Source organism: Staphylococcus pseudintermedius (genome assembly GCF_001792775.2).
GTDB lineage: Bacteria > Bacillota > Bacilli > Staphylococcales > Staphylococcaceae > Staphylococcus > Staphylococcus pseudintermedius.
Window position 1 is genome coordinate 39133 of record NZ_MLGE02000005.1, and the last position, 23177, is coordinate 62309.

26 protein-coding genes and 1 pseudogene are annotated in these 23177 nt (G+C 37.3%); 9 read left to right on the forward strand and 18 right to left on the reverse strand.

All coding sequences use genetic code 11. The features are described 5' to 3' along the window. The first annotated feature begins 38 nt into the window (after positions 1–38). The 3 genes from BJK46_RS05270 to mntC are packed head-to-tail and all read left to right on the forward strand — an operon-like array spanning position 39 to position 2546. A complete protein-coding gene (locus BJK46_RS05270; protein WP_014614642.1) occupies positions 39–815 on the forward strand; it encodes a metal ABC transporter ATP-binding protein in 777 nt (258 codons plus the stop codon). After that, positions 790–1629, forward strand: a complete 840-nt coding sequence (locus BJK46_RS05275; protein WP_015728686.1) for a metal ABC transporter permease — start codon at positions 790–792, stop codon at positions 1627–1629. Before BJK46_RS05270 ends, BJK46_RS05275 begins: the two co-directional genes overlap by 26 nt. After that, the gene (mntC, locus tag BJK46_RS05280) at positions 1629–2546 is read left to right on the forward strand and encodes a manganese ABC transporter substrate-binding lipoprotein MntC (RefSeq protein ID WP_041613365.1); all 918 of its coding nucleotides are present in this window, start codon (positions 1629–1631) and stop codon (positions 2544–2546) included. The genes BJK46_RS05275 and mntC overlap by 1 nt, the downstream gene beginning before the upstream one ends. Positions 2547–3182: 636 nt before the next feature. On the opposite strand, the gene BJK46_RS05285 is transcribed toward mntC, so the two are convergent. Genes BJK46_RS05285 through BJK46_RS05320 form a run of 8 tightly spaced genes read right to left on the reverse strand, consistent with a single transcriptional unit; the run spans position 3183 to position 9594 of the window. Further along, the gene (locus BJK46_RS05285) at positions 3183–3629 is read right to left on the reverse strand and encodes a Na+/H+ antiporter subunit G (protein ID WP_014614645.1); all 447 of its coding nucleotides are present in this window, start codon (positions 3627–3629) and stop codon (positions 3183–3185) included. Continuing rightward, positions 3613–3906: a monovalent cation/H+ antiporter complex subunit F gene (locus BJK46_RS05290; RefSeq protein ID WP_014614646.1), complete on the reverse strand. Its 294-nt coding sequence runs from the start codon at positions 3904–3906 to the stop codon at positions 3613–3615. Before BJK46_RS05290 ends, BJK46_RS05285 begins: the two co-directional genes overlap by 17 nt. Next, positions 3903–4385 (reverse strand): Na+/H+ antiporter subunit E, encoded by a 483-nt coding sequence (locus BJK46_RS05295; protein ID WP_014614647.1) that lies wholly within the window; start codon positions 4383–4385, stop codon positions 3903–3905. The genes BJK46_RS05290 and BJK46_RS05295 overlap by 4 nt, the downstream gene beginning before the upstream one ends. After that, a complete protein-coding gene (locus BJK46_RS05300) occupies positions 4386–5885 on the reverse strand; it encodes a Na+/H+ antiporter subunit D (RefSeq protein WP_096533129.1) in 1500 nt (499 codons plus the stop codon). It abuts the gene before it with no gap. After that, positions 5878–6222: a Na+/H+ antiporter Mnh2 subunit C gene (mnhC2, locus tag BJK46_RS05305; protein WP_014614649.1), complete on the reverse strand. Its 345-nt coding sequence runs from the start codon at positions 6220–6222 to the stop codon at positions 5878–5880. Before mnhC2 ends, BJK46_RS05300 begins: the two co-directional genes overlap by 8 nt. Beyond that, positions 6219–6644 (reverse strand): monovalent cation/H+ antiporter subunit B, encoded by a 426-nt coding sequence (locus tag BJK46_RS05310; RefSeq protein ID WP_014614650.1) that lies wholly within the window; start codon positions 6642–6644, stop codon positions 6219–6221. Before BJK46_RS05310 ends, mnhC2 begins: the two co-directional genes overlap by 4 nt. Further along, a complete protein-coding gene (locus BJK46_RS05315) occupies positions 6631–9021 on the reverse strand; it encodes a DUF4040 family protein (protein WP_070407485.1) in 2391 nt (796 codons plus the stop codon). Before BJK46_RS05315 ends, BJK46_RS05310 begins: the two co-directional genes overlap by 14 nt. 21 nt (positions 9022–9042) lie before the next feature. Further along, positions 9043–9594: a tyrosine-type recombinase/integrase gene (locus BJK46_RS05320; RefSeq protein WP_015728683.1), complete on the reverse strand. Its 552-nt coding sequence runs from the start codon at positions 9592–9594 to the stop codon at positions 9043–9045. Between the two features lie 142 nt (positions 9595–9736). Here BJK46_RS05320 and sroA point away from each other — a divergent pair, with 142 nt between their 5' ends. After that, a complete protein-coding gene (sroA, locus tag BJK46_RS05325) occupies positions 9737–9940 on the forward strand; it encodes a sigS mRNA-stabilizing protein SroA (protein WP_014614653.1) in 204 nt (67 codons plus the stop codon). Between the two features lie 15 nt (positions 9941–9955). Beyond that, positions 9956–10171: a DUF2922 domain-containing protein gene (locus BJK46_RS05330; protein ID WP_100006744.1), complete on the forward strand. Its 216-nt coding sequence runs from the start codon at positions 9956–9958 to the stop codon at positions 10169–10171. A gap of 340 nt (positions 10172–10511) precedes the next feature. On the opposite strand, the gene BJK46_RS05335 is transcribed toward BJK46_RS05330, so the two are convergent. Then, entirely contained in the window at positions 10512–10781 is a 270-nt protein-coding gene (locus tag BJK46_RS05335) for a hypothetical protein (RefSeq protein ID WP_015728682.1), read from the reverse strand. A gap of 213 nt (positions 10782–10994) precedes the next feature. Between BJK46_RS05335 and BJK46_RS05340 the strand changes: the two genes are divergently transcribed. Continuing rightward, positions 10995–11924, forward strand: coding sequence for a DMT family transporter (locus BJK46_RS05340; protein ID WP_103263611.1), 930 nt, complete (start codon positions 10995–10997; stop codon positions 11922–11924). 1494 nt (positions 11925–13418) lie between these two features. Continuing rightward, positions 13419–13790: a global transcriptional regulator SarA gene (sarA, locus tag BJK46_RS05345; RefSeq protein ID WP_014614657.1), complete on the forward strand. Its 372-nt coding sequence runs from the start codon at positions 13419–13421 to the stop codon at positions 13788–13790. Positions 13791–14000: 210 nt separating this feature from the next. Here the strand turns inward: sarA and BJK46_RS05350 are convergent, their stop codons facing one another. From BJK46_RS05350 to BJK46_RS05375, 6 genes are all read right to left on the reverse strand, one after another. Further along, on the reverse strand, positions 14001–14717 hold the full coding sequence (locus BJK46_RS05350) for a hypothetical protein (RefSeq protein WP_014614658.1): 717 nt from the start codon (positions 14715–14717) through the stop codon (positions 14001–14003). Positions 14718–14805: 88 nt separating this feature from the next. Beyond that, positions 14806–15309, reverse strand: coding sequence for an SA0570 family protein (locus BJK46_RS05355; RefSeq protein WP_014614659.1), 504 nt, complete (start codon positions 15307–15309; stop codon positions 14806–14808). A 91-nt stretch (positions 15310–15400) separates the two neighbouring features. Next, a complete protein-coding gene (locus BJK46_RS05360; protein WP_014614660.1) occupies positions 15401–16201 on the reverse strand; it encodes an alpha/beta fold hydrolase in 801 nt (266 codons plus the stop codon). Further along, a complete protein-coding gene (locus tag BJK46_RS05365) occupies positions 16201–16905 on the reverse strand; it encodes an HAD family hydrolase (protein WP_014614661.1) in 705 nt (234 codons plus the stop codon). Before BJK46_RS05365 ends, BJK46_RS05360 begins: the two co-directional genes overlap by 1 nt. 56 nt (positions 16906–16961) lie before the next feature. Then, a complete protein-coding gene (locus BJK46_RS05370; protein WP_064485060.1) occupies positions 16962–17912 on the reverse strand; it encodes a FecCD family ABC transporter permease in 951 nt (316 codons plus the stop codon). Beyond that, on the reverse strand, positions 17902–18783 hold the full coding sequence (locus BJK46_RS05375) for an ABC transporter substrate-binding protein (RefSeq protein WP_063278862.1): 882 nt from the start codon (positions 18781–18783) through the stop codon (positions 17902–17904). Before BJK46_RS05375 ends, BJK46_RS05370 begins: the two co-directional genes overlap by 11 nt. Before the next feature lie 573 nt (positions 18784–19356). Here BJK46_RS05375 and BJK46_RS05380 point away from each other — a divergent pair. After that, positions 19357–19578: a twin-arginine translocase TatA/TatE family subunit gene (locus BJK46_RS05380; RefSeq protein ID WP_103263701.1), complete on the forward strand. Its 222-nt coding sequence runs from the start codon at positions 19357–19359 to the stop codon at positions 19576–19578. Between the two features lie 16 nt (positions 19579–19594). Next, positions 19595–20278: pseudogene (gene tatC / locus BJK46_RS05385) on the forward strand (twin-arginine translocase subunit TatC); the annotation flags it as partial. Positions 20279–20320: 42 nt separating this feature from the next. On the opposite strand, the gene argS reads toward tatC, so the two are convergent. From argS to BJK46_RS05400, 3 genes are all read right to left on the reverse strand, one after another. Further along, on the reverse strand, positions 20321–21979 hold the full coding sequence (gene argS, locus BJK46_RS05390; RefSeq protein ID WP_063278860.1) for an arginine--tRNA ligase: 1659 nt from the start codon (positions 21977–21979) through the stop codon (positions 20321–20323). A 1-nt stretch (position 21980) separates the two neighbouring features. Continuing rightward, positions 21981–22391 (reverse strand): YwiB family protein, encoded by a 411-nt coding sequence (locus BJK46_RS05395; RefSeq protein ID WP_014614667.1) that lies wholly within the window; start codon positions 22389–22391, stop codon positions 21981–21983. 215 nt (positions 22392–22606) lie between these two features. Further along, positions 22607–23122 (reverse strand): YwhD family protein, encoded by a 516-nt coding sequence (locus BJK46_RS05400; protein WP_103263700.1) that lies wholly within the window; start codon positions 23120–23122, stop codon positions 22607–22609. Positions 23123–23177: the final 55 nt, after the last annotated feature.

Below are 23177 nucleotides of genomic sequence, written 5' to 3' on the forward strand. Positions count from 1 at the left end.
TTAGGGTATCCTAATTTCAAGTGAAGGTGGTGTTAATTATGCTGTCTATAGAAAACTTAAATTTGCATCTTGGCCAAAAACACGTCCTAAAAAACATATCTTTAGATCTACCTTTTAATGGTGAAATGATAGGTATTATGGGACCAAACGGTAGCGGAAAATCATCCCTCATCAAATCAATTATTGGAGAATTACCTGCAAAAGGAAAAGTTACGCTGAATCAACAGCCAGCACAACAACAATTGACAAATATGACGTATATTCCACAAAAATCTGTACTGGATTTGGACTTTCCAATTAATGTACAAGATTTAGTTTTGACAGGTTGTTATCAAGAAATTGGCTGGTTTCGGCGTGTTCCTAAAGCCATTCGAGAAAAAAGAGATACACTTTTAAAAGAACTCGAACTTTATGAATTAAGGAAACGACAACTTCATGCATTGAGTGGCGGACAATTACAACGTGTCTTTATTGCACGCGCACTGATGTCTGATAGTCTCGTCTACCTTCTAGATGAACCGTTTGTCGGTATCGATTTCAAAAGTGAGCGGATTATTTTTGAGAAATTGCAATATTTAAAGCAACAAGGGAAATTGATTTTAATTGTACACCATGACCTTTCAACAGCAGGACAATATTTTGATCGTATTCTTCTCTTGAATCAATCTATCGCATTTTTGGGAGACAGCGCTGAAGCATTGCAACCTAAAAACATCGAATCTGTATTTTTAAGTCGTTACCATCAAGCCAAAAAAGATACGCCTTTACACAGAAAGGAGTCGGCACAACATGTCGTTCGTTCAACACCTCTTTGAGTATCAGTTTTTATCACGTGCGATGTTAACAGCCATCTTAGTTGGTGTCGTTTGTGGTGTCGTCGGTTGCCTCATTATTTTAAGAGGTTTGTCACTGATGGGAGATGCGATGAGTCACGCAGTCTTACCGGGTGTGGCACTCTCGTTTTTAATGAATATTCCGATGTTTATTGGCGCAATGGTTACGGGGATGTTAAGCAGCATTATGATTGGCTATATTTCAGAAGCTTCAAAAACAAAAAAAGATGCTGCTATTGGGATTACTTTCACTACCTTTTTAGCACTAGGGATTGTACTCATTAGTGTGATTCATTCAGCCACTGATTTATATCACATTCTTTTTGGTAACATCCTTGCGATTACCCAATCTGCGTTTCATACTACATTAGCCGTCAGCATAGTCGTTCTCGCATTGATTTTAATACTATACCGACCACTTAAAATGTCGACATTTGATCCAATTTTTAGTCGTATGAGTGGCTTAAATACGACAATGATTCATTATTTTGTCATGTTATTACTTGCGCTTGTTATTGTCGCAAGTGTTCAAACGGTCGGTGTCATTTTAGTGGTAGCTTTACTCATCACACCCGCTTCAACAGCGTTTTTATTTACTAAAAAATTGTCTACGATGATGATTGTTTCTAGCATATTTAGTGTTATCAGTTCAACGTTAGGCATTTATATGAGTTTTAAATTGAATTTACCAAGTGGTGCCGTTATCGTACTCATTTCAGCCGTGTTATATGGCCTTACTTTTGGCATCATTAAACTCATAAATCTATTACAAAAAGGAGCATTTCAAACATCATGATGAAAAGAATTTTCGCCATAGCGATTCTCTTTGTGTTACTCGCTGCATGTGGTATCAATAAAGGAGACGAATCCGAGCATAAATTAAAAATTGTCACTACGAACTCTATTCTTTACGATATGACTAAAAATATTACAGGCGATAAGGCCGAAATTCATTCAATCGTCCCTGTTGGTCAAGATCCTCACGAATACGAAATTAAACCGAAAGACGTTCAAGCGTTAACTGACGCTGATGTCATTATTTACAATGGTTTCAACCTTGAAAGTGGTAACGGTTGGTTTGAAAAAGCATTGAAACAAGCAAACAAATCGATTAAAGATGATTCAGTCATTCAAGCTTCTAAAAATGTAAAACCGATTTACTTAAAACAAGGTGAAAAATCAGAGCATAATATCGACCCACACGCTTGGCTCAGCTTAGGTAATGGCATTGAATATGTTAAAACCATCAAATCAGCACTTGAAAATGCAGATAAAACACACGCAAAAGATTATGACAAACAAGGCACTGAATATTTATCAAAACTTGAAAAATTGAATAAAGAAAGTAAAGATAAGTTCAATGACATTCCGAAAGAAAAACGTGTCATGATTACAAGTGAAGGTGCGTTTAAATATTTCGCCCAACAATTTGATGTGAAACCAGGATACATTTGGGAAATTAACACAGAAAACCAAGGTACACCTGAACAAATGAAACAAGCTGTTGATTTTGTTAAAGAGAATCATATTAAAAACTTATTGCTTGAAACAAGTGTGAGTGATAAGAGTATGAAGAGTCTTGGTGAAGAAACAGGTGCTAAGATTTACGGTACAGTTTATACGGATTCAATCGGTAAGAAAGGTAGCGATGGGGATTCGTATTATAAGATGATGGAATCGAATATTAAGACGATTCATGAAAGCATGCAGTAATATTTTAGAATTCTACAGTTAACTTTAGCCGTATTGCTGAACCGTGCTGCGCTTTCCCAGGGCCTCGCTACAACTAACCAACGCTTTGATTGAAAGTTACAGAGAGGAGGCGTTGGTGGATTTTCCGCTTCGGCTCTATCCCTCGGGAGTCTTGTACGGTTTTTGCAATTTGAACCATAGTCATTCTAAAATATAATAGCTTATGAAAACGGCAGAAATCTAACAGTACTTTCATGCGAACTCCCCCTTCTCTATAGAGGGGGAGTTTGCGTTTTATTCTAAATATGCTAGGAGACTCGCCTCGTTCTGCAATCTTATGCGTCAAGATATTCGCATCAACGAAAATCGTTCTACAATCTTTTGAAAGTGTGACTTGTCGAACTAGGTTAGCTCCTGTTTGAAAACAATTTATCCTTATCCACTCCATTACTCTTTTGAGGATGAGGTGTTTTTTTTGTTAACTCTGCCTAGGGAGGTTCGTCTAGATTTGTCATCTATACTGACGACAAAGACTGATTCTAGCAATTTCAAATGCGTTACCCATACAATCAAAATAGAATGATAAAAATCCCCTCTCTATGATGTTGAAGTTTTATGCTTCTCATTCATAGAGAGGAGTACTTTTGTATCTTTTAACTAAGTATCATCTTTATCCAACCTTGAATAGATGCGTTTACGGCGTTTAGCACGTTTTTCGATACGGATTTGACGTTTGGCTTCTTCGTCCAAGTGTTCTTTGTTTAAATCTGTATTCTCTTGAGAGGCATTTTTTTGATACATATAAGCACCTGTACGATAAGCGGCTCTTGAGATCAAGTGACCACCCACTGGTGCAGTAATGTTGATAAATACTAATGCTAACAATGTCCGTACACTGTAATAACCTTGTGCAAAAATAAAGTAAATGAATACGCCAACGAGTGTTAATAGTACTGATGCTGTCGAAGCTTTGGTCGCGGCATGAATTCGTAAAAACACGTCTCTAAATCGGACTAAACCAACAGCACTGACTAATGCGATAAGGCTTCCCGCGAATACAAGAAAGGCTGCTAAAAGCTCAATGATATCATTTGTCATCGCCATGAAAAACATTGCCTCCTTCGATAAAACGGGAAATTGTGACCGAGCTTAAAAATGAAATAATCGCTATGAGCAATACGGAATCTAAAAATGAAAATGTTTCAAATAATAAACTGAGTACCCCTACTGTCGACATTAAAATCGCACTCATCGCATCAAAAGCGACCACACGATCTGCAGTAGTCGGACCTTTGACAAGACGAAATAATACGACGACTAACGAAATTGCAAAAATAACTAATGCGCTTGACAAAAGGAATTGCGTTAATGCCTCAATCATTTCGTCACCTCCACGATTAACTCCTCATATTGTTTAATACTTTTGAGTAAGCTCTTTTTCTCTTTTTCAGTCGTATCAATCGCATGAATTAAGAAAATGCTCGGTTCACGATTCACACGAATGACTGTTGATCCCGGCGTAATAATGATGAGAATCGTTAAAAACGTAATTTCCCAATCTTTATCTAATTGTGTTTCATATGTGACCAATCCTGGATCCATTTGATTCGTTTTGAAAAGAACATAATTCGTAATTGAAATCGTTGCCGTCAATAATTGATATAAATAAACAGCCAGAAACTTAATAGACACCCATACTTTTTTCGGATAAAATTCTTGATCGAAAAATTTATGCACGATATAGATGACTACAATACCGATAATGTAACCTGTCACAAATGTCGTGAGTCGAAATGCATCTTCATCTTGGAAAAGTACCCACAAAAATGCAATCATAACATTTAAACCAATTTGTCTCATCTAACTGCCACCTCGCAGTTCTGGATTCACCATTTTTTCATATTGATGCGGATCCATTGATAAATTTGTCGCTTGTTCAGTCACTTTATAAATGATGGGCGCAAAAAGACCCATTGCTAAAGTGACACCTGTCATAAACATGACAATGGTCTTACGATTCACTCTAATTGGTTTATAATCCATTTCTGCACCTTTCACGTCATTGCCCGCATACATATAAAAGAAGACGCGGAACAAACTAAACATCCCGATTAAACTCGTTAAAATCATCAATGTTAGGCCGATATAATGTTGATGTTGAATCGCACCCATGAAAATCAATAATTTCCCAGGAAAACCACTTAACGGCGGCACACCTCCAATAGCTAGTGTCACTATAATCAACGCCACACCGAGCCATGGTTCTTTTTTGGCGAGCCCTTTTAAATGACGATATTGACGATAACCTGTCGTATAAACGATGATACCAATAATGAAAAACAATAACGCTTTAACAATCATGTCATTCACTAAATAAAATATCGCACCATTGACGCCATAAAATGTATGCGTTCCAAGTCCAAATATGACGAAACCAATCGACAAGACGACCTGATACGCTGCAATTTTTTTAATATCTTTATACGCAACCGTCCCAATTGCCCCAATGAGCATCGTCAAACAAGACATGACAATGAGTAAGGGTTCGACAATGTCACCGCTCTGATTAAAAATAAGGGTAAAGAATCGAATGAGTGCATAGGCGCCTACTTTTGTCATTAATGAAGCAAACAATGCGGCAAGTTCTGTATTCAACACGGCATACGCTTTAGGCAACCACATAAAGAGCACTAATGCAGCTTTCGAACCAAATGCGACAATGAATGACATCGCAACTAAATGAATTGCGGTTGGATCATGTAATTCTTGAATTCTAATCGCTATATGTGTGAAGTTCAATGTCCCGATTTGGCGATACAACAAGCCAATGCCAACGAGGAAAAACCAAGACCCTATCACATTCAAAACGACATAAATGATACTCGCACGAAGTTGTTCTACAGATTGACCGAGTGTGACGAGTACAAATGACGCTAATAACATAATTTCAAACATGACATATAAATTGAATAAGTCTGCCGTTAAAAACGAACCGACGACCCCTGTTGTTAAAAATAAAATAAAGGACAGTAAATAGTAGCGACTAGCACGTTTTTCACCACGTCCAAAGCCGAATGCCACAATCATGAAAACGACTAAAAAGGTTGTCGTCACTAATATGAGGCTTAATGGATCTCCCACATATTGAATACCAAACGGGGCTGGCCAATCACCAAAGTCTAATGTCATCGGGCCGTTTTTCATGACTTCGATTAACATGATTAAAGAGACGATAAACGAAATCAAAAGCGCACCTAATGCGATACGTCGAGACAAACGTACTTGTCGATGCAAAATCACTAGAATTAAAGCACAGATGAGAGGCACAAGAATTGGAACGGCTAGTAAATTATCATTCATCTTCTTCACCTCCAGTTAGAACATCAATTTCATCTTCTTTCGTTACTTTAAACGTACGATAAACTAATACGAGTAAAAAGGCCGTAATCGCAAAACCAATGACGATCGCAGTTAACACAATCGCTTGTAACAATGGGTCGACAAAGTTTTGGTTACTCCCCACAATTAACGGTTCGGTTTTTTGAGGCGTATACTCACCCATACTCATAATGATTAAATTACCTGCATGTGTAAAAATCGCAATACCAATCACGATACGTATCAAGTTTTTCGATAACACCATATATGTGCCGATAAAAACTAAAAATCCGATAACGATGAGTAATATAATATTCATGATTTCCCTCCACTCAACGATAGAATGGTTGTAACAACGACGCCAACAACACTTAATGTGATGCCCGCTTCAAAAAACATAATGGTAGAAAGATGCACTTCACCAAAATACGGGAATTTGACGTACCAATCGGCCTGATACAAAATATTTTTACCGAAAAACACGGGAACAATCGCAGTCGTTAAAGATACTAAAGCACCGATAATCATTAACTTTCTAAAGTCGATGGGCAGCGCGTCTAACACTTGAGCGACATCAAAAGCTAAAAACATTAAGATAAATGCAGAACTTAAAATTAATCCCGCAATAAAGCCGCCTCCCGGATTGTTATGACCTGCCAAGAAGAGGTAAAAACCGAATGTCAAAATGATGAATATGACAATACGTGTGACTGTTTTAAGGACTAAATCATTCTCTTTCATCTTGACCTCTCCTATCTTTAAAGTTGAGTAATGTATAAATACCTAAGCCTGCAATAATCAGTACTAAACCTTCTGCCAACGTATCGAGCGCTCTAAAGTCTCCTAGAATCGCATTTACAATATTTTTACCACCAGACTTTTCATACGCATCATGGTAAAACACAGAAATCGTTTCTAATGCACTCGCTTGTTGAATCATAAAAACTAAGCCGACAACCGTGATGGCAGTCATCAATGAAATTGCGATTTTCACCGCTTCTTTTTTAAAGTTAAACTGGCCACGTGGGACATTCGGCAATCTTGAAAAACTCACAATAAACAGTACCGTTGTGATCGTTTCAGTCACTAATTGCGTTAATGCTAAATCCGGTGCGCGCATTAAAATAAAAAACAATGTCACAATATAACCGATACCACCTGTTAAAATGACCATGGTTAAACGTTGGCGAATAAATATAAGCGCAAAACCAATCAACATAATGGTCACAAGTAACAGAATATGAAAAATGTGGTAATCTGTCACTTTGATATCATAAAGTTCCGGTACACCCGCACGTATTAAGCCGTATATATTAATGGTGAAATAAATAAGTAGCGTTACAATAATGTAGGAATTGAGTCGGTTGTTCATTAAATGACGTAACCCATAACCTGACACACGCTCCAGTGACTCGTATGACGTATGGAAAATATTTTCAACTGATAATGCATTCTCTTGAGCAGATAAAAAGCGCTTGCGTAAACGATCAACAGAAAACACACCTACAATACCGAGCACAATCACTGTCACACTCATCAATAATGGCAAATTAAAGCCATGCCATTGTGCAAGGTGTGGTGCCGTTTGGACAATGGCCTCTGTATGCACGACACCTCTAAATGCTGGTGTAATCACATGTGTCCCTATCCATTGTGGCACGATAAAGATGAGCGGTAAACATAGAGCCAACACCGTCGCAGGTAGAATCATCAGACGCGGTTCATGGACATGACGTTCTATACGGAGCTCTCCGAAAAAGGTCGTTTTAATTAAATATAAGGCGTAAATGAATGTAAAAATACTTGCCAACCATCCGACCAATGCAATCACAATCATGAGTGGCACATTAAACGCACTTAAATGATGTGCTTCTATTAAACTTTCGAAAAACATCTCTTTGCTGATAAAGCCGTTAAACAATGGGACTCCTGCCATCGCTAATGATGCCGCAAACATAACGACCATCGTCACAGGTAAGCGGCGTCTCAAACCACCGAGCTTTCGTATATCACGTGTACCGGTTTCATGGTCGATTAAGCCTACACCCATGAATAATGTCCCTTTAAACAATGCATGATTGAACAAATGGAAAATCGCCGCAAACAGCACATACGCATATATTTTAATCATGTGCGTGTCTGTCGCTTGTGCAATACCACCGCCGAGACCGACCATCGACATAATCATCCCAAGCTGACTGATAGTGGAATAAGCGAGAATCCCTTTCAAATCATATTGTTTAAGTGCTGTCATAGAACCGAATATCATCGTCAGCAAGCCCACGCCTGTCACCAAATAAATGTACGCATCACTCAATCCGAGCAACATCGTATAGCGAAGTAACAAGTAGATACCTGCTTTGACCATCGTCGCCGAATGCAAATAAGCACTCACTGGCGTTGGAGCTGCCATCGCTTTCGGTAACCAAAAATGAAACGGCCACTGTGCAGATTTCGTAAACGCGCCTAGCAACAACATCAACATGATAGGGATAAATAATGGATGCCCTACAATGTCATGACGTTGATTCAGCTGTTCACTGATCACATTCGTTCCCGTCACGAAATACAACATGATCAATCCGACGAGCATGGCCAAACCGCCAAAGACCGTCACCATAAAGGACGTCACTGCCCCTTTTTGACTTTCTGAAGAATCATACCAATAACTAATTAATAAAAATGATGACACACTCGTCAATTCCCAAAACATATAAAGAATGATGGTATTATCGGAGAGGACAATGCCCAACATACTGAACATAAATAAGACAAGATACAAGTAAAAACGAGGCAAATCATCATGTTGGTGAGATAAATAGCGTGTCGCATAGAAAAATACTGCCACACCCATAAGTGAAATCAGTAGCGCAAAAAATAGACCGAGTCCGTCTAAGCGCAAGATGAGGTTAATATCTAGTGCAGGGAACCATTGAATTGTTTCAACGATTTGCTGATGATTTAAAACTTGAGGAGTATAAAAAATAAACACAATTGATGAAATGATAGGTGCAAGCATTGCAATCCAATGCGGTAAACGTGTTGTCTGCCATTGCATTGAGATGACAAGTGCACCCATCACAACAATCAAAATAAGTAACAAACCACTAAGCATCATCACGCCTCCTTTTCTCTATATTTATAGGTTTAAAGCAATTGTCGTATCCATTTCTTTTTTAGGCACACCGATAAATTTCATCGTTTCATGTGACGTTTGATGCCCGAGATACTTTTGAATCATTGAAATAGAAATGCCCGATTCATACGCGTGATAGGCAAAAGTTTTTCTCAAAGTGGTCAAGCCGATATGTTCGAGGCCTAATTGCTGTGCCGCTGTATTAATAATGCGATAGGCTTGTTGTCGACTCAGTCCTTTTTGCGTCCGTTTAGAGCGAAATAATAAGTCCGTCTTAATTAACGCCTCAGCATCGATATACGCCTTTAACTCTTCCCTTAAACTGTTCGGGATACGCACACTAACTTCCTGACTTTGAGACACATCCCATTTCTCAATGATAGTGCCATCATCATGCATCACTTGACTGACCTTTAAATTTAATAATCCGACTAACTTAACACCCGTATGAATCGCAAACTTAAAAAACAAATAATCACGTATCGAATGGGATTGTAAAAAATCATACATCCTATGAATATCTCTCATTTCACGAATTGGATCCACGCAATTCACTCGTTCCCCCTCCTTTATGTTTCTTATTTAATTATAAACTATATTTGAGTAACATTAAACAACTTTCACAAAATTTTTTCTCATGAGGGGTGTGATTTTTTGCGTTGGATTTCGATATATATAGTGAAAGGAGGTCAGAAACATGAACATCAATCACTTAACACTTATTCTGACGCAAACAACAACTTCAGCAGAGGGAAAACCTAAGAAAGCATCACGTCGCTTTACACAGTTAAAAACAGACGCTTCACACGAGGACTTAAAAGCTTTCAGTCAAATGATTGAGAAGTTGACTGGCGAGCAGTATGACGCTATCGAATTAATGACATCAGAAAATATTCAATAAAAAGGAGCAATTACGATGAACGTTAAAACTTTAGAAATCACTTTTTTAGACGCATTACAAAAAACTTTCAAATTAAATTTGCCTAACATTAAAGGGACAATCACAAAAGAAGTAGTTCAAGAAGAAGCGGAAAAGTTAGTGGCATTAAATGTATTGAAGACGATGCATGGCCCTGTCGTCAAAGTGGCAGGCGCTCAAGTCATTGATAAATCTGTCATTGTGTTGTTTTAATATGTCGCGTTAGAGAAGTGAAAATCAAAAATCAATAGCATCCATTTTTGTATCCAATTCACTCTCGATTTCGAATTAATGAATTACAAATCCATAAGTAGATAGAGGCTAGGAAAATTAAATATCCTGGCCTTTTTTGCGTTTATATCAATCTATCGGTATCTCCTTAATCTCAAAACCGAACATATTCAAAACAAATAAAAAAGACCGAGAGAGATTCCCCAGTCTTTGCACACTCAAATTCATAATAACTCCGGATGAATAGACACAATAATTTAAGATGTGTATCATCTCGGGCTAGCAAAAATTTGATGTCTCGCCACTTTCGTAACTTCTATATTTACACATTAGATTGATAGTTCGGACGAATTCTCACTTCATCACCATAAAAAATCTTAAACTTCCCAAGCTTTTGACAAATCGCATATTTTTCGTATACTTCATCAATACGTGCTAACGTTTTATAAGATTTAAAAGGATTAAGCACTTCAACATACTGCCCCTCTTCAAGCTTTGACGACGCATTAACATTAATAAAAAAGAGATGGTCATCAATCACACGTACGATTTCATGTTCCTTCAAAATATCACAACTTTCCTTTAACTTCATTCTTAGTCATGGTGCGGTTACCAATGATGATCATACATGTTCACATGCAAAATTTACTATAATCTATTACCGTTTTATAATAACCAATAGGTTTCAAACCACATCTTTTACCCTGTATGTCTCCCTATTGAAATTGTTCGCAAACAAATATAGCACTATCACATAGACATTTTGCTATAATGATAACACAGTTAAACAAAAGGATGGTTGATTATGCTTTCACTCTTACTGATTTTAGGGTTAGTAGCTGGTGCTGTCATTCCTGTACAGACCTCTATTAATTCTAGGTTAAGCCGGTTCACGCAATCTTCTTTATATGCTTCTGCCATTTCATTTACGGTCGGAACATTATTGCTCGTGATACTCAACTTTATACTCAATCCACACTTACTGACTGCAAAAGCTTTCGGACATTACCATTTTGATTATTACTGGTATGTTGGTGGATTGATGGGCGTGATTTATTTAACCGGTAATATGATTTTGTTACCACGTATTGGCGCATCGTTAACCGTTGTGACAACGATTACCGGACAAATTTTGATGAGTATGTTGATCGATACGTTCGGTTGGTTCAATGTAGATGTTCAAGCGTTACATGTGATGAAAGTGCTTGGGATTGTGTTATTACTCATCGGTATTATTTTGATGAATCTGCAAAAGAACGCTAAGCAATTGGCACAATCGGGTCATAATGGGCCATGGATGCTTGTCGGTATGATCATTGGTTTTACGCCGCCCATTCAAACAGCAATCAATAGTCATTTAGGCCAAACACTCCACTCCCCCTTCTTTGCGTCATTAGTTTCATTTACAGTAGGGGCATCAGCACTCATTATTTTGACGTTGATGCTACACAGACACGTTAAAATTCATACAACCTCTGAGCAGCATGGTCCATTGAAATGGTGGCACTTTATTGGCGGGGCATTAGGTGTCATTTTCGTCACAACGAATATTATTTTAACACCTGTGATTGGGGTCACTTTCACACTTATTACCGTGATGGTCGGACAAATTATTATGGGCTTACTCATCGACCATTTCGGACTATTCGGTGTACCACATCGTCATATTACGAAACAGCGCTTATTAGGTTTTATGCTCATTATTATTGCGATTATTATCATTCAGTTCAACTAAGCATACGCTATTTGATTCATTGTCTTCTCAAAAGTGTGTGAATCATGCACTTTTTTGAGGACGCTTTTTATTTTTTCACACCTCTATGTCATTTTATTATCTTATTATGCTACAAATTGCAATAAATGTAGCTCGTAATTATTTTATACCGCAATAAAATGTATATAAATACAAAAAGTATATATATAATGCTGTGATTTTTAATTAAATATGCCAAATTTTGATACAACTTAAAAAAGAATCGTATATATATAAGATATGCACTAAAGCATTGAGTCATGTTCATGTCAAGAAATATTCATTTTTTATTTCGCATTATTTTTACTTATCTGCTTATTTATACTGTATACTTATTTTTACAATTTCCAAAACCTCGTTATTTGAAAGCTGATGTAAAGACGACGCGGTATCCGCTTAAAACAGGCTGTATCGCTGTACTTACGATGCACTGTCACTTTTAACAGCTGCATCGTTGTTTCAATTATATAGGTGACACTTACCTATTTTTTTATGATTTTCCTCAAATCATATATGTAATAGCTCTATCCAATCATCTACAACAAAACTTAACATCATTTACGTCCACTTCACTAAAAATGAGTTGAATCAGCTCGCCACTTAGACTATAATGGTCATCACTGTTTTTGTTATTGTGCAAATGCATAAAATTTTCACTAGTACCAAGTTGCTCGTTCGCTCAAAATTTCATTCAAAGTCACAATAAATTACATTTTATATTTAAGATATTTTTTACTATTCTCACAATGAAAAACAAACCATTATACTCGGGGTTTATCAACTACACAATCTTTCTAAACCCTTTAGTTATCTATATTTCAAACCTATCTTGCTATTCAAAGAAAATCCCTTTTCACATATCAAAATAATTTTCATTCTCAAAGTCGTTACCAATTTGAATTCATTTTAACCTCAAAATCAAACTTCTCTTTACCATATGACCAGTTTAAATATGATTGAATCAGCCATTTCTAATTATATGTAAAAACTGTAAATTCATCAAATGCATAATAAATTATGATAAAATAAATAAGCAACTTTTAATTAATAAAGGTGTTTTTATTGGTGGAAAAGTTGTTAGGAATCCCAAGGCAAATATTTTAGAACCAAGTTAAAAACAACATTAAATTCTTTTTTGCTTTTTTGGCATTATTCTAGTTGTTTAATTGCAAATTATGGATTAATGACCATATATGACAACTTATCGTGCTCACTTCGAATATTGATTATGATCATTATAATGTTGTAAAACGTTGAAGTGTCTTGTTTTACAAATGCATGCCTATTAGATATAATATATTAAATAATTCCGTTCGAATTAAATATATAAAGATTTATACTAGTGCATTTTAGTGGTGTTATATACACTTCATTTGCTATAATATAATGTGTTAACGGGATTTTATTGAAATGTAATATATCGTGTATTATATTTCAAAAGACGTTTAAGGGTAATATATATGGGAGGTTATGAGTATGGCTGTTACAAGAGTCAAGGATTGTTTTGAGTTATTATCTATGGTGACATACGCTGATAGATTAAAAAGTGTGATTAAAAAGGAATTTAAAATTAGTTTTGAAGAGTTCGCGGTTTTAACACACTTAAGCTATAGAATAGAAGAGGAATATTATTTAAAAGATATCATTAACAACTTAAACTATAAGCAACCGCAAGTCGTGAAAGCTGTTAAAAACTTATCTCAAGAAGGATATTTCGATAAACGCCGTAATGAAAACGATGAACGTACAGTACTGATTTTAATTAACGATCAACAACGTGAAAAAATCAACGCTTTACTAGACCGTGTTAATGAAACAATCAAATCTACAGATATTCGACCACAGTAATTTTGGAACAAAGCATGAATTATGAAACGTATGGGGCTTATGGAGCATACGTACAAGTGTAAAGTAAAACCACTCATTGTCTTTTTATACGACTACAACGAGTGGTTTTACTTTTTTGCTCCGTTTAACCCTCACCAAAATACCCTTTCGAAGTGACATTGCTTAATGTAACACGCTTCGAAAGGGTATTTTATACTGCTTGGATGCCACTTATGTTCGTTTGCTCGCTGACAATTCAATTGTGTAGAAAATAATCAACACTAAAATCATCACCCAAATTGCAATGGAAATGAGCTGAGCCGCCTGATCATCAGCAACAATCACATCAATGGTCTTTTGAAGTAATAATAAGCCAATTCCTGTGTACTCTAAATACTTTTTATACAATCCAAAGCTCGTCACGATCACGCCAATTACTGCCATCGCGATATGTGCATAATGCGTCACAACATGAATACCTAAGTTCAAATCAAACGCATTCATTAAAATGAGTACGAGGGCAAAAACCGCTAAAGCTCCCCCTGCATAACTCTCTATTTTATTGCGATACAAATAATTTTTATGCATGATTCGTGTATATATAACGATCGATATCGGCAACATGACAAGCATATACACGAGTGATAAACCTGTGGCAGCACCGAAAGGCACCAATTGTTTATCATAGAGCGATGAAATTAATATAAAGTTGATGATAAAAAACACGACCGGGTTGAACTGTAATATAAATAAGTTTTTTTGTATTGTTAGTATCATTTCAGCCGGAGATTTTTGACGATATTCGATATAGTCTTTATCTTCCGCTTCTGATTTTTGAATATCTTTTCTCAAATTTTCTTTAACGTCGTCGATTAAACTTGGAGATACACCTTTGTGCGTAAAGTAATCTTCTACATTCTCCAGTAAAGTCCGATCATTAGGTCTCATAAAATCCTCCGTCTCATTTGATAGCACCATTATATCAGAAGTGAGACCTGGCGTGTAGACGCTTCCGTTTGTACAGTAGCGTCGTACATTACTCTACATCAATGCGATAAAGCTTCAATGTTTGATTTTTTGGTGTAGAAGTCGCAAATTGGTATGCCACTTTGCCATCTGAAATATAACCGCTACCCCCTGTGACATGATTATGATGTTCACGTTTAATCGCACGTGCACTCACTTGATCCTTCACCTCTTGATACTTCGGACCGTTCAGTTTATTGTAAATCATACTCACACGTGTCACCTTCGCATGTCGACCCGCGCCGCTCGCAGTCACAATCATCACACCATCTTTTGTATGAATTTCATAATAATGATGATGACCGTAAGCTTCTTTCGTATGAATCCCATGGCCTTTGTCTCGGAATACGTCACTCATTCGTTCGCCAATTGTCACACCTTCTACTGTGCGATCGCCGTGTTGTAATGATTTCACTGATTCTAATGTATTCCCTGACATCGCATCTGCTGTACCTGCATAAATCCCCGAAAATGTAAGTCCTGTTATTAACATTGCACTGACTAGTTTTTTCATAGGGCACACGCTCCTCTTTTGTCTCTCTTTTTTGTGCTCATTATCATCATACCCTAAATTGCAATAAAATAACAGTTGTATTACAAAATGGTTACAAGTCCATATTATGTGTCGTTCTTTGCATAAAGCTTTTCACTGTTTTGAGAAATTTTTCCTTTTCTTCTACAAATGGATATACGCCTGACTTTTTAAATAATTCGTACGTCGCATTTGGCATCAACTCGGCAATATTTTCAGATTCACTCGGCGCGATACGTTCATTCGCCACTCCTGCAATCACGAGTGTGCGTACTTGCACTTCAGACAATGGTTCACCAAGTTCAAAATCTGTAAATGATTGGTCCACTGCATTTTTCTCATAATCTGTTAATAAAGCTGCTGAGTCATTGACACTTTTAAGAAACTTGCGCACTTTTCCTTTAGCATAGTATAAATGCTTTTCTAAAAACTTATCTTGTTCTGAATCGCTCCAAGTACGAATCGTTTCAGCGTATTTACGGAACAAGCGCTCATGTGGTAAGCCTTCTCCAGAGACAGTCGGATTAATTAAAATGAGTTCTGAGACTTTCTTTGGATCACGTTGAACGAGGTCTAATGCAACCGCACTTCCCATTTCAATCGCGATAAATGTCGCACATTCGATGTACAGAAACTCCATCAATTCTTTTAAATCTTGACTATAATCATGAAAATCAATCGTTAACGGTTTGTCAGAGTATCCGTGTCCTCTCAAGTCGACTAATATCACTTGAAAATAGCGTGACAAACGCTTCGCAATATCCTCAAATACTGTATGATTCATATACACTGAATGTACCATCACAATCGGATAACCTTTTCCCATTGAGCGATAATTCAATGCTGTCCCATCTGATGATCTAAATAAATGCATTACTTTTCAGCCTCCCGTTCGATGTTTAAAATATCTAATAATTCTTCCAGTGTTGTAATTTCAAAATCCATTTCCGATTCTAAAGGAATAACCTCATCTTCTCTTTCACCGTGACGATACCAGACGCTAACCATGCCCATTGCTCGAGCAGGTGCGACGTCATTCAACGCATCATCGCCGACGTACACCACCTCTTCTGGTGCGACATCTAATTTCTCAATAATTTCTTCATAAATACGTGGATGCGGTTTTCGAAAGCCCACCATTTCAGAAGTCGTCAAATGTGTCACGTAAGATTCGATACCTAACGCATAAACACGATAACGTTTAATTTTAGATTTCCCATTTGCGATAACACCAATTTTATAATCCGCTTCTTTCAGTTTTTGCAAAGTATAGGTCGTGTCATAAAATGGAAAAACGTAACGATAGAAGTGCATTTCAAAGTCGTTAAATAAATCTTTCCATGTTAAACGATCAATGTTGAATTGCTTGATGATTTCTTTGTATAAATCAGGTTTATCATGATCTTCGTCGTCATCAAGTTCGATAAATTTTTTGCGGAAGTCTGAGGCTTGTACACGTACTAAATAATCATGAAAACGTTCGTATTGCTCTTCAATAAATTTGTCACGTGATTTTTGTCGATCTAACAACGTTCCCTCTAAATCAAATATAATTGCTTTAATGTTTGTTAAGTCCATGGTATACCTCATTACTTATTCTTTAAAATTCATATAATACTATATTAGTCAATTGCTCAAGGTCGTTCAACTATCATGAGATAAAACATCAGTGGAATGCCTAAAATTGCTAAGACGACACTTGCGGGCAGTTGAATCGGGTCGAGTAATTGTGCACCTAAAACATCTGCCAGTACCATAGCTGTCCCACCAATTAAAATATTTAAAAGCATTTTAAAAGGTAATGTCCCTCGGCTCAAACGATGTACAAATTGTGGAATGACCATACCGATAAAGCCAATCACCCCTACAAAGCCGATAATGACTGTAGACATCATGGTCGCTAATATTAATACAGTCACCGATAAACGCTCGACATGAAGCCCTAACGCAGCACTCGAGAGCGTGTTCATTTGTAGTAATTTAACTTTCGGAACTAACATGAAGAAGATCAATGTAATAATGACAAAGACGCTCATCACCACGGCCGCTTCTCGATATTCCGTAGCACCAAACCCACCGAACATGTACGCCACAATATTTTGGAGTCTTTGCGGATTGAATTGGACGAGTAAAAACAGCACTGCATTCAACAACGAACCGATGAGTATCCCGGCTAGAATGAGCGATCGCGTCGGATAGCCCCTCGAAATGGTATAAGCGATAGTCATAACAACGACTAATGAGAGCATGCCCAACACCATCGCTAAAGGCGCAACCCATACAAAAGGTAAGCCGAGAAGTACAGCGATTGCCGCCCCCACTGTCGCACCGTTTGCCAGTCCAAGTGTAAAACTATCGGCAAGGGGGTTGTTCAAGATAATTTGAAACATTTGTCCTGCTATTGTGAGCCCCATGCCTGCAAACAATGCGAGTAGCATTCTAGGTAGACGTACCTCCATAACCAATGTCGATGTTAAAGGGGTGTGCCACTCTAATCGACTGAATAAACTGTATGTACAGACAACCATTAAAAGAAGGCTCCATGCACTGATGCTCATGAAGCCCTTCGTTACGTTATTTTTCATACACAGCATCTCTCAACATTTTCATCGCATCATCTAAACGCGGTCCAGGTCGTGATAACATGTCATCATTTAAAGCGACAACACGGTCTTCTTTCACTGCATTAACTCTCTCGAAACCACCACGTTGCTGTACATCATTGCGATAATCCTTTGTCGAAACACCTGACGTCGCAATCATCACATCTGGATTTTTCTTGATAATTTGTTCTTTAGACACTTTCGGCCAACCTTCCGTATCATCAAACACATTTCGAGCATGGAGTTGCTTTAACATATCATTCATAAAAGTCCCTTTACCCGCTGTATACATTTCTGGTTGAGATGCAATTTCAATGAACACGTGAGGTGCTTTTTTGTGCTTCGGAATCGTATCGACCACCTGTTGAATGTTATGTTTCGTTTCTTTCACTAATTGTTCTGCTTGTTGTTCAGTTCCTGTGAGCTTTCCGATTTGATTAAACGTTTCATACATTTCATTAATCGAATGCGCATCTTTGACATAAGCGACACGAATACCACTTTCTTCTAAACTATCCAACACTTTACCTTGAGATGCTTTTTGTGATTCATGCGCTAAAATCAAATCCGGTTGCGCTTTAATCAACGCTTCCTTATTAAGTTGCATTGCGTCAAATTGCTGCTTCTCTTTCACGCCTTTTGGATAATCATCTACCGTAGAAACACCTACGACCTTATCACCTAGTCCGAGCTCATATAAAATCTCTGTATTACTTGGCATTAATGAGATGATACGTTCCGGACCTTTATCAGAAGATTTGCCCGTCTCCTTCGACTGATTTGCATTGAAGTGACAACCCGCGAGCATGAAGACAACCATGACGATCACAAGTGCGAACCCTTTTAATTTCATCCTTCCACTCCCATTTTTCATCTTATTTTGTTTATCTTATCATTTTTTGTTGATTTTTGGCGCCTTAAATTAATTTTTTATGTAAATTTTTGAAAACTACCTAAATAGACACTTTCATCGACTGCATCATGATGGGGAACTTAAACAAAGAGCCAAGAAGGCAATCAAATACCACAAATCATGAGGAGTGCAAGTTAAACAAAATTAGCGCAGCAAAAGCATCATAAAATTTTAATGATCCATCCTCTTATGAAAGCGATAACAACAGAAATTTATATTTAATAAACTTTCTAATAAAATACATTAAAAAACTGTATTGACAGTATTTGCGCATCGGAATATAATTAATTGAAAATGATTATCAATTGAGAAAAACCGTTTATCACTATATACGACTTTTAGAACATTATTCTTCATATATCAAGGGCTTCGTTGTAGAGGGTGACATACATACAAGGTTTTATAATGGCAAATAATTTTTACAATTGATAGGACTTTATTATATCATGGATTCATATGATGACTTGTATCGCTAAAGGTGATTAGAAAAATTTTAAGAGAAGAAGGATTTTTATGCTAGAAGGTACGTTTGTTTTAGGTATGGCAAGTCCAACAGGCCTCATTATCATTAGTGTCATTGCGCTCATTTTGTTTGGACCGAAAAAGTTACCTCAATTTGGTCGTGCAATCGGTTCAACGTTACGCGAATTTAAATCTGCCACAGAACATATTACAGAAGATGACGAATCATTAGACACACCCAGTACAAAATCTACAAAACAAGAACACAGATGAGTTATCGTTACTCAATCATTTTAACGAACTGAGAGCACGGTTAATCAAAATAGGCATGACGTTTGGCCTCATACTCATTGTAGTCTACATTTCATCACATTGGTGGATCCAGCCATTCATACACGCTATAGCTCAAAATGGCGTCCAGTTACATGCCTTTAGTTTTACCGAAATGATACAGATTTACATTATGATTATCTTATTTTGTACATTGTGTATCGTTTCTCCCGTGATTTTTTATCAATTGTGGGCATTTATCGCGCCAGGTTTAAAAGACATTGAGCGCCAATTCGTTTATAAATATAGCCTCATTTCCGTGCTGCTGTTTTTGATAGGTATCGCACTGGCATACTGGCTCATTTTTCCACTTATCATTCAGTTTTCATTCAATTTGTCACAATTAATGTCGATTGATCCAGTGATTGGATTTAAACAATATTTAACCGAACTACTGCGATGGCTACTCTTCTTTGGCATTATTTTTCAATTGCCGATTTTGTTTATCGGTTTAGCCAAATTCGAGCTGATTGATGCGACCATGTTACGGCCTTATCGTAAGTATGTGTATTTTGGGTGCTTGGTCTTGGCCAGCTTGATTGCACCGCCTGATGTGCTGTTAAATATTTTACTGTCCTTTCCTTTGATATTATTGTTCGAACTGAGTATGTTTATCATTCGATTTACGAAACCTTATCATTAAAAAAGGCAACTTCAGCGCGATACTGAGGTTGCCTTTTGTAATTTACATTTGTTCTGGTGCAGTGACACCGACTAATTGTAATGCATTGCGTAACGTAATACGTACAGCATCAATTAATGCCAAATGTGCTTTTGTTTTCGCTTGATCTTCTGTTAATACTTTTTCTGCATTGTAAAACTTGTGGAAGTGTGCGGCTAAGTCTTGAATATAATTCGTCACACGATGCGGTGCTCTGGCTTCTGCTGCGCCTTCAATCATCGGCTCGAATTCCGCGACTTTCTTCAACAATTCAATGGCCTTATCGTTAGTAATTGTTTGATAATCGGCACCTTTTTCGACTTGATACCCCTGTGCTTCTGCTTGACGTAAAATCGAACAAATACGCGCATGTGCATATTGTGCATAATAAACCGGGTTGTCTTGAGACTGTTCCTTCGCAAGTGCCATATCAAAATCGAAATGTGTATCCGCACTGCGCATCGTCAAGAAGTAACGCGCCGCATCAATACCGACTTCATCCATAATTTCTCTTAATGTAATCGCGTTACCTGTACGTTTACTCATCTTCACTTCTTCGCCATCTTGCATTAAACGTACCATTTGCATAATTTGAATTTCTAGACGATCGCTATCCACACCAAACGTTTCGAGTGACGCTCTCAGACGGTTAATATAGCCGTGATGATCCGCACCGAATAAATTGATCAAATTGTCGTTACCACGTTGGAACTTATCGTAGTGGTACGCAATATCTGGTAAAAAGTATGTGTACGTGCCATCTTTTTTAATTAACACACGGTCTTTGTCATCTTTGAAATCTGTCGTACGTAACCACGTCGCACCGTCTTGTTCATACGTGTAACCATTTTCTTTCATACGTTCTAAAACAGCTTTAATCTCACCTTTTTCATATAAAGATGTTTCACTAAACCAATTATCGAAATGAATGTTGAAATCAGCAAGGTCTTGTTTTAATTTTGCCATCTCATAATCTACACCGAGTTGTCTAAATGTTTTCAGACGTTCGTCATCCGATAAATCCATTAAGTTCGGCTGTTTTTTAGCTAAATCCGCACCGATATTTTTAATGTCTTGACCGTGATACCCGTCTGCTGGCATTTCTGCTTTTTGACCTAAATGCTGTAAGTAACGTGCTTCGATCGATTTTGCTAAGTTCGTAATTTGGTTGCCTGCATCGTTAATGTAATATTCTCTTGTGACGTCATAACCTGCTGCATCTAAAATATTGCATAACGTGTCCCCTACTGCGGCGTTACGGGCATGTCCGATATGTAAGTCGCCAGTCGGGTTCGCTGAGACATATTCCACTAATATTTTTTTATTTTTCGATTCTGCTACACGACCAAATTGCGTATCTAGCTCTAAAGCTTGATCGATGACCGCATTTAAATAACTTGAATCAAGGTAAAAGTTAATAAATCCTGGTCCCGCAATATCGATTTTTTTAACATGTGCCGCTTCAGTATCTAAATGGTCCACAATCAGTTGCGCGATTTCTCTCGGGTTACGTTTCGCGAGTTTCGTCAACACCATCGCAATATTGGTCGCATAGTCTCCATTTTTCGTATCTTTTGGAATTTCGATTTTAATTTCAGGAATCGACTCAACAATATTCGCTTGTTGAATACTTTTTTCGATTTCTTGAATCAATGTCTGTTTCACTTGATCAATAATATTCATCTTATATCTCCTTATATTTCATTTCGTATTGATAGGTGCCCATTTTTTCATCACCTTGGAATAATGCATAATGCACTTTTAATTTACCGCCATCCGATGTCACAAAATGAAGGATGCTCATCGTATGCACCGTCAACACCATTTTTCCATGAGGCAATTCGTAAAAAGTGGTCGTATCTTGCCCTTCGATAAAATGCATGTTCATATGGATATCGCCTTTACGAATCAATTTGACACTCTCATCTGTCAGTTTAACCGTCACATTGACAGTCGCGTCTTCAATTTGCTCTTGGTAACGAATCCAATCCTCACCTTTTTTCAACCATTGGCCCGTTGTTTGGTGTGAAAAATGTTCTTTTTCCGCATCTCTTTTCACAATTTGATGGATATCAATTTTGACGTTATGCTCCATGGTCATTTTCACCTTACTTCATCAAATAATACTTGCCATTATATCACATCTCACATGTACTGAACGTATAAAATTTCACATTTGTCGCGTGATTTGAGACGAAATCATGACAAAAATGCACGAGGTGACCCCCTTCTAAAATCACTCTGCGTAAGTTATTTAGAAATCAAGTCACCTTTCGGCCGGTACGACGTAAACTACAATGAAGTCTCACCTTATTTCGTATCTTCAAACGCTTGGTGTAACGCTTCTGACGCATTAGCCCACATGTCAGGATTGTGCGTTTTAAGAAAATCTGCTAATATTTGACGATTTTCTGCACCAATATGATCCACAATGACTTTATGTTTCATAGATTTATCCATCATATTGACATGTTCTGGCATACTTTTATAGCCACGACGAATCGTTTTATTCACTAATAAATACGCCGCAGTCACCCCAGCATAGTAAGGACCTTGTTCACCGCGCTCTGTTGTCACCCAACATAGCCAGTACGCTTTTGCCCCTTCTACATCGACAGTCTCTTTATCACTAATCCATTTCACACCACGTTCTACTGCTGCACGTGCATGCATAGCACCAATGTCTATAAAGGCCTCTTGCGCTTCGATATCGATAAAAACGGGCGCAATATTATCGAGACTGATCGAACCAATATTTGTCCCTTTATGACCATCGAGTGGATCGTTCTTGATAATATTAAAGTTAAACCCTTTTTTCTCAACCATCTCATAATACCTCCAAATCTTTTCATACTTGTTAAAATGTATCGTTCAAGTTGTA

Excerpts from the sequence above, each read along its gene's own strand:
- BJK46_RS05290 (WP_014614646.1), bottom strand. The coding sequence starts at position 3,906 with ATGATTGAGGCATTAACGCAATTCCTTTTGTCAAGCGCATTAGTTATT.
- BJK46_RS05330 (WP_100006744.1), top strand. The coding sequence starts at position 9,956 with ATGAACGTTAAAACTTTAGAAATCACTTTTTTAGACGCATTACAAAAA.
- BJK46_RS05300 (WP_096533129.1), bottom strand. The coding sequence starts at position 5,885 with ATGAATGATAATTTACTAGCCGTTCCAATTCTTGTGCCTCTCATCTGT.
- mntC (WP_041613365.1), top strand. The coding sequence starts at position 1,629 with ATGAAAAGAATTTTCGCCATAGCGATTCTCTTTGTGTTACTCGCTGCA.
- BJK46_RS05375 (WP_063278862.1), bottom strand. The coding sequence starts at position 18,783 with ATGAAATTAAAAGGGTTCGCACTTGTGATCGTCATGGTTGTCTTCATG.
- argS (WP_063278860.1), bottom strand. The coding sequence starts at position 21,979 with ATGAATATTATTGATCAAGTGAAACAGACATTGATTCAAGAAATCGAA.
- BJK46_RS05365 (WP_014614661.1), bottom strand. The coding sequence starts at position 16,905 with ATGGACTTAACAAACATTAAAGCAATTATATTTGATTTAGAGGGAACG.
- BJK46_RS05285 (WP_014614645.1), bottom strand. The coding sequence starts at position 3,629 with ATGGCGATGACAAATGATATCATTGAGCTTTTAGCAGCCTTTCTTGTA.
- BJK46_RS05310 (WP_014614650.1), bottom strand. The coding sequence starts at position 6,644 with ATGAAAGAGAATGATTTAGTCCTTAAAACAGTCACACGTATTGTCATA.
- sroA (WP_014614653.1), top strand. The coding sequence starts at position 9,737 with ATGAACATCAATCACTTAACACTTATTCTGACGCAAACAACAACTTCA.
- BJK46_RS05340 (WP_103263611.1), top strand. The coding sequence starts at position 10,995 with ATGCTTTCACTCTTACTGATTTTAGGGTTAGTAGCTGGTGCTGTCATT.
- mnhC2 (WP_014614649.1), bottom strand. The coding sequence starts at position 6,222 with ATGAATATTATATTACTCATCGTTATCGGATTTTTAGTTTTTATCGGC.
- sarA (WP_014614657.1), top strand. The coding sequence starts at position 13,419 with ATGGCTGTTACAAGAGTCAAGGATTGTTTTGAGTTATTATCTATGGTG.
- BJK46_RS05275 (WP_015728686.1), top strand. The coding sequence starts at position 790 with ATGTCGTTCGTTCAACACCTCTTTGAGTATCAGTTTTTATCACGTGCG.
- BJK46_RS05400 (WP_103263700.1), bottom strand. The coding sequence starts at position 23,122 with ATGGTTGAGAAAAAAGGGTTTAACTTTAATATTATCAAGAACGATCCA.
- BJK46_RS05380 (WP_103263701.1), top strand. The coding sequence starts at position 19,357 with ATGCTAGAAGGTACGTTTGTTTTAGGTATGGCAAGTCCAACAGGCCTC.
- BJK46_RS05315 (WP_070407485.1), bottom strand. The coding sequence starts at position 9,021 with ATGATGCTTAGTGGTTTGTTACTTATTTTGATTGTTGTGATGGGTGCA.
- BJK46_RS05395 (WP_014614667.1), bottom strand. The coding sequence starts at position 22,391 with ATGGAGCATAACGTCAAAATTGATATCCATCAAATTGTGAAAAGAGAT.
- BJK46_RS05335 (WP_015728682.1), bottom strand. The coding sequence starts at position 10,781 with ATGAAGTTAAAGGAAAGTTGTGATATTTTGAAGGAACATGAAATCGTA.
- BJK46_RS05360 (WP_014614660.1), bottom strand. The coding sequence starts at position 16,201 with ATGCATTTATTTAGATCATCAGATGGGACAGCATTGAATTATCGCTCA.
- BJK46_RS05350 (WP_014614658.1), bottom strand. The coding sequence starts at position 14,717 with ATGAGACCTAATGATCGGACTTTACTGGAGAATGTAGAAGATTACTTT.
- BJK46_RS05370 (WP_064485060.1), bottom strand. The coding sequence starts at position 17,912 with ATGAAAAATAACGTAACGAAGGGCTTCATGAGCATCAGTGCATGGAGC.
- BJK46_RS05295 (WP_014614647.1), bottom strand. The coding sequence starts at position 4,385 with ATGAGACAAATTGGTTTAAATGTTATGATTGCATTTTTGTGGGTACTT.
- BJK46_RS05355 (WP_014614659.1), bottom strand. The coding sequence starts at position 15,309 with ATGAAAAAACTAGTCAGTGCAATGTTAATAACAGGACTTACATTTTCG.
- BJK46_RS05270 (WP_014614642.1), top strand. The coding sequence starts at position 39 with ATGCTGTCTATAGAAAACTTAAATTTGCATCTTGGCCAAAAACACGTC.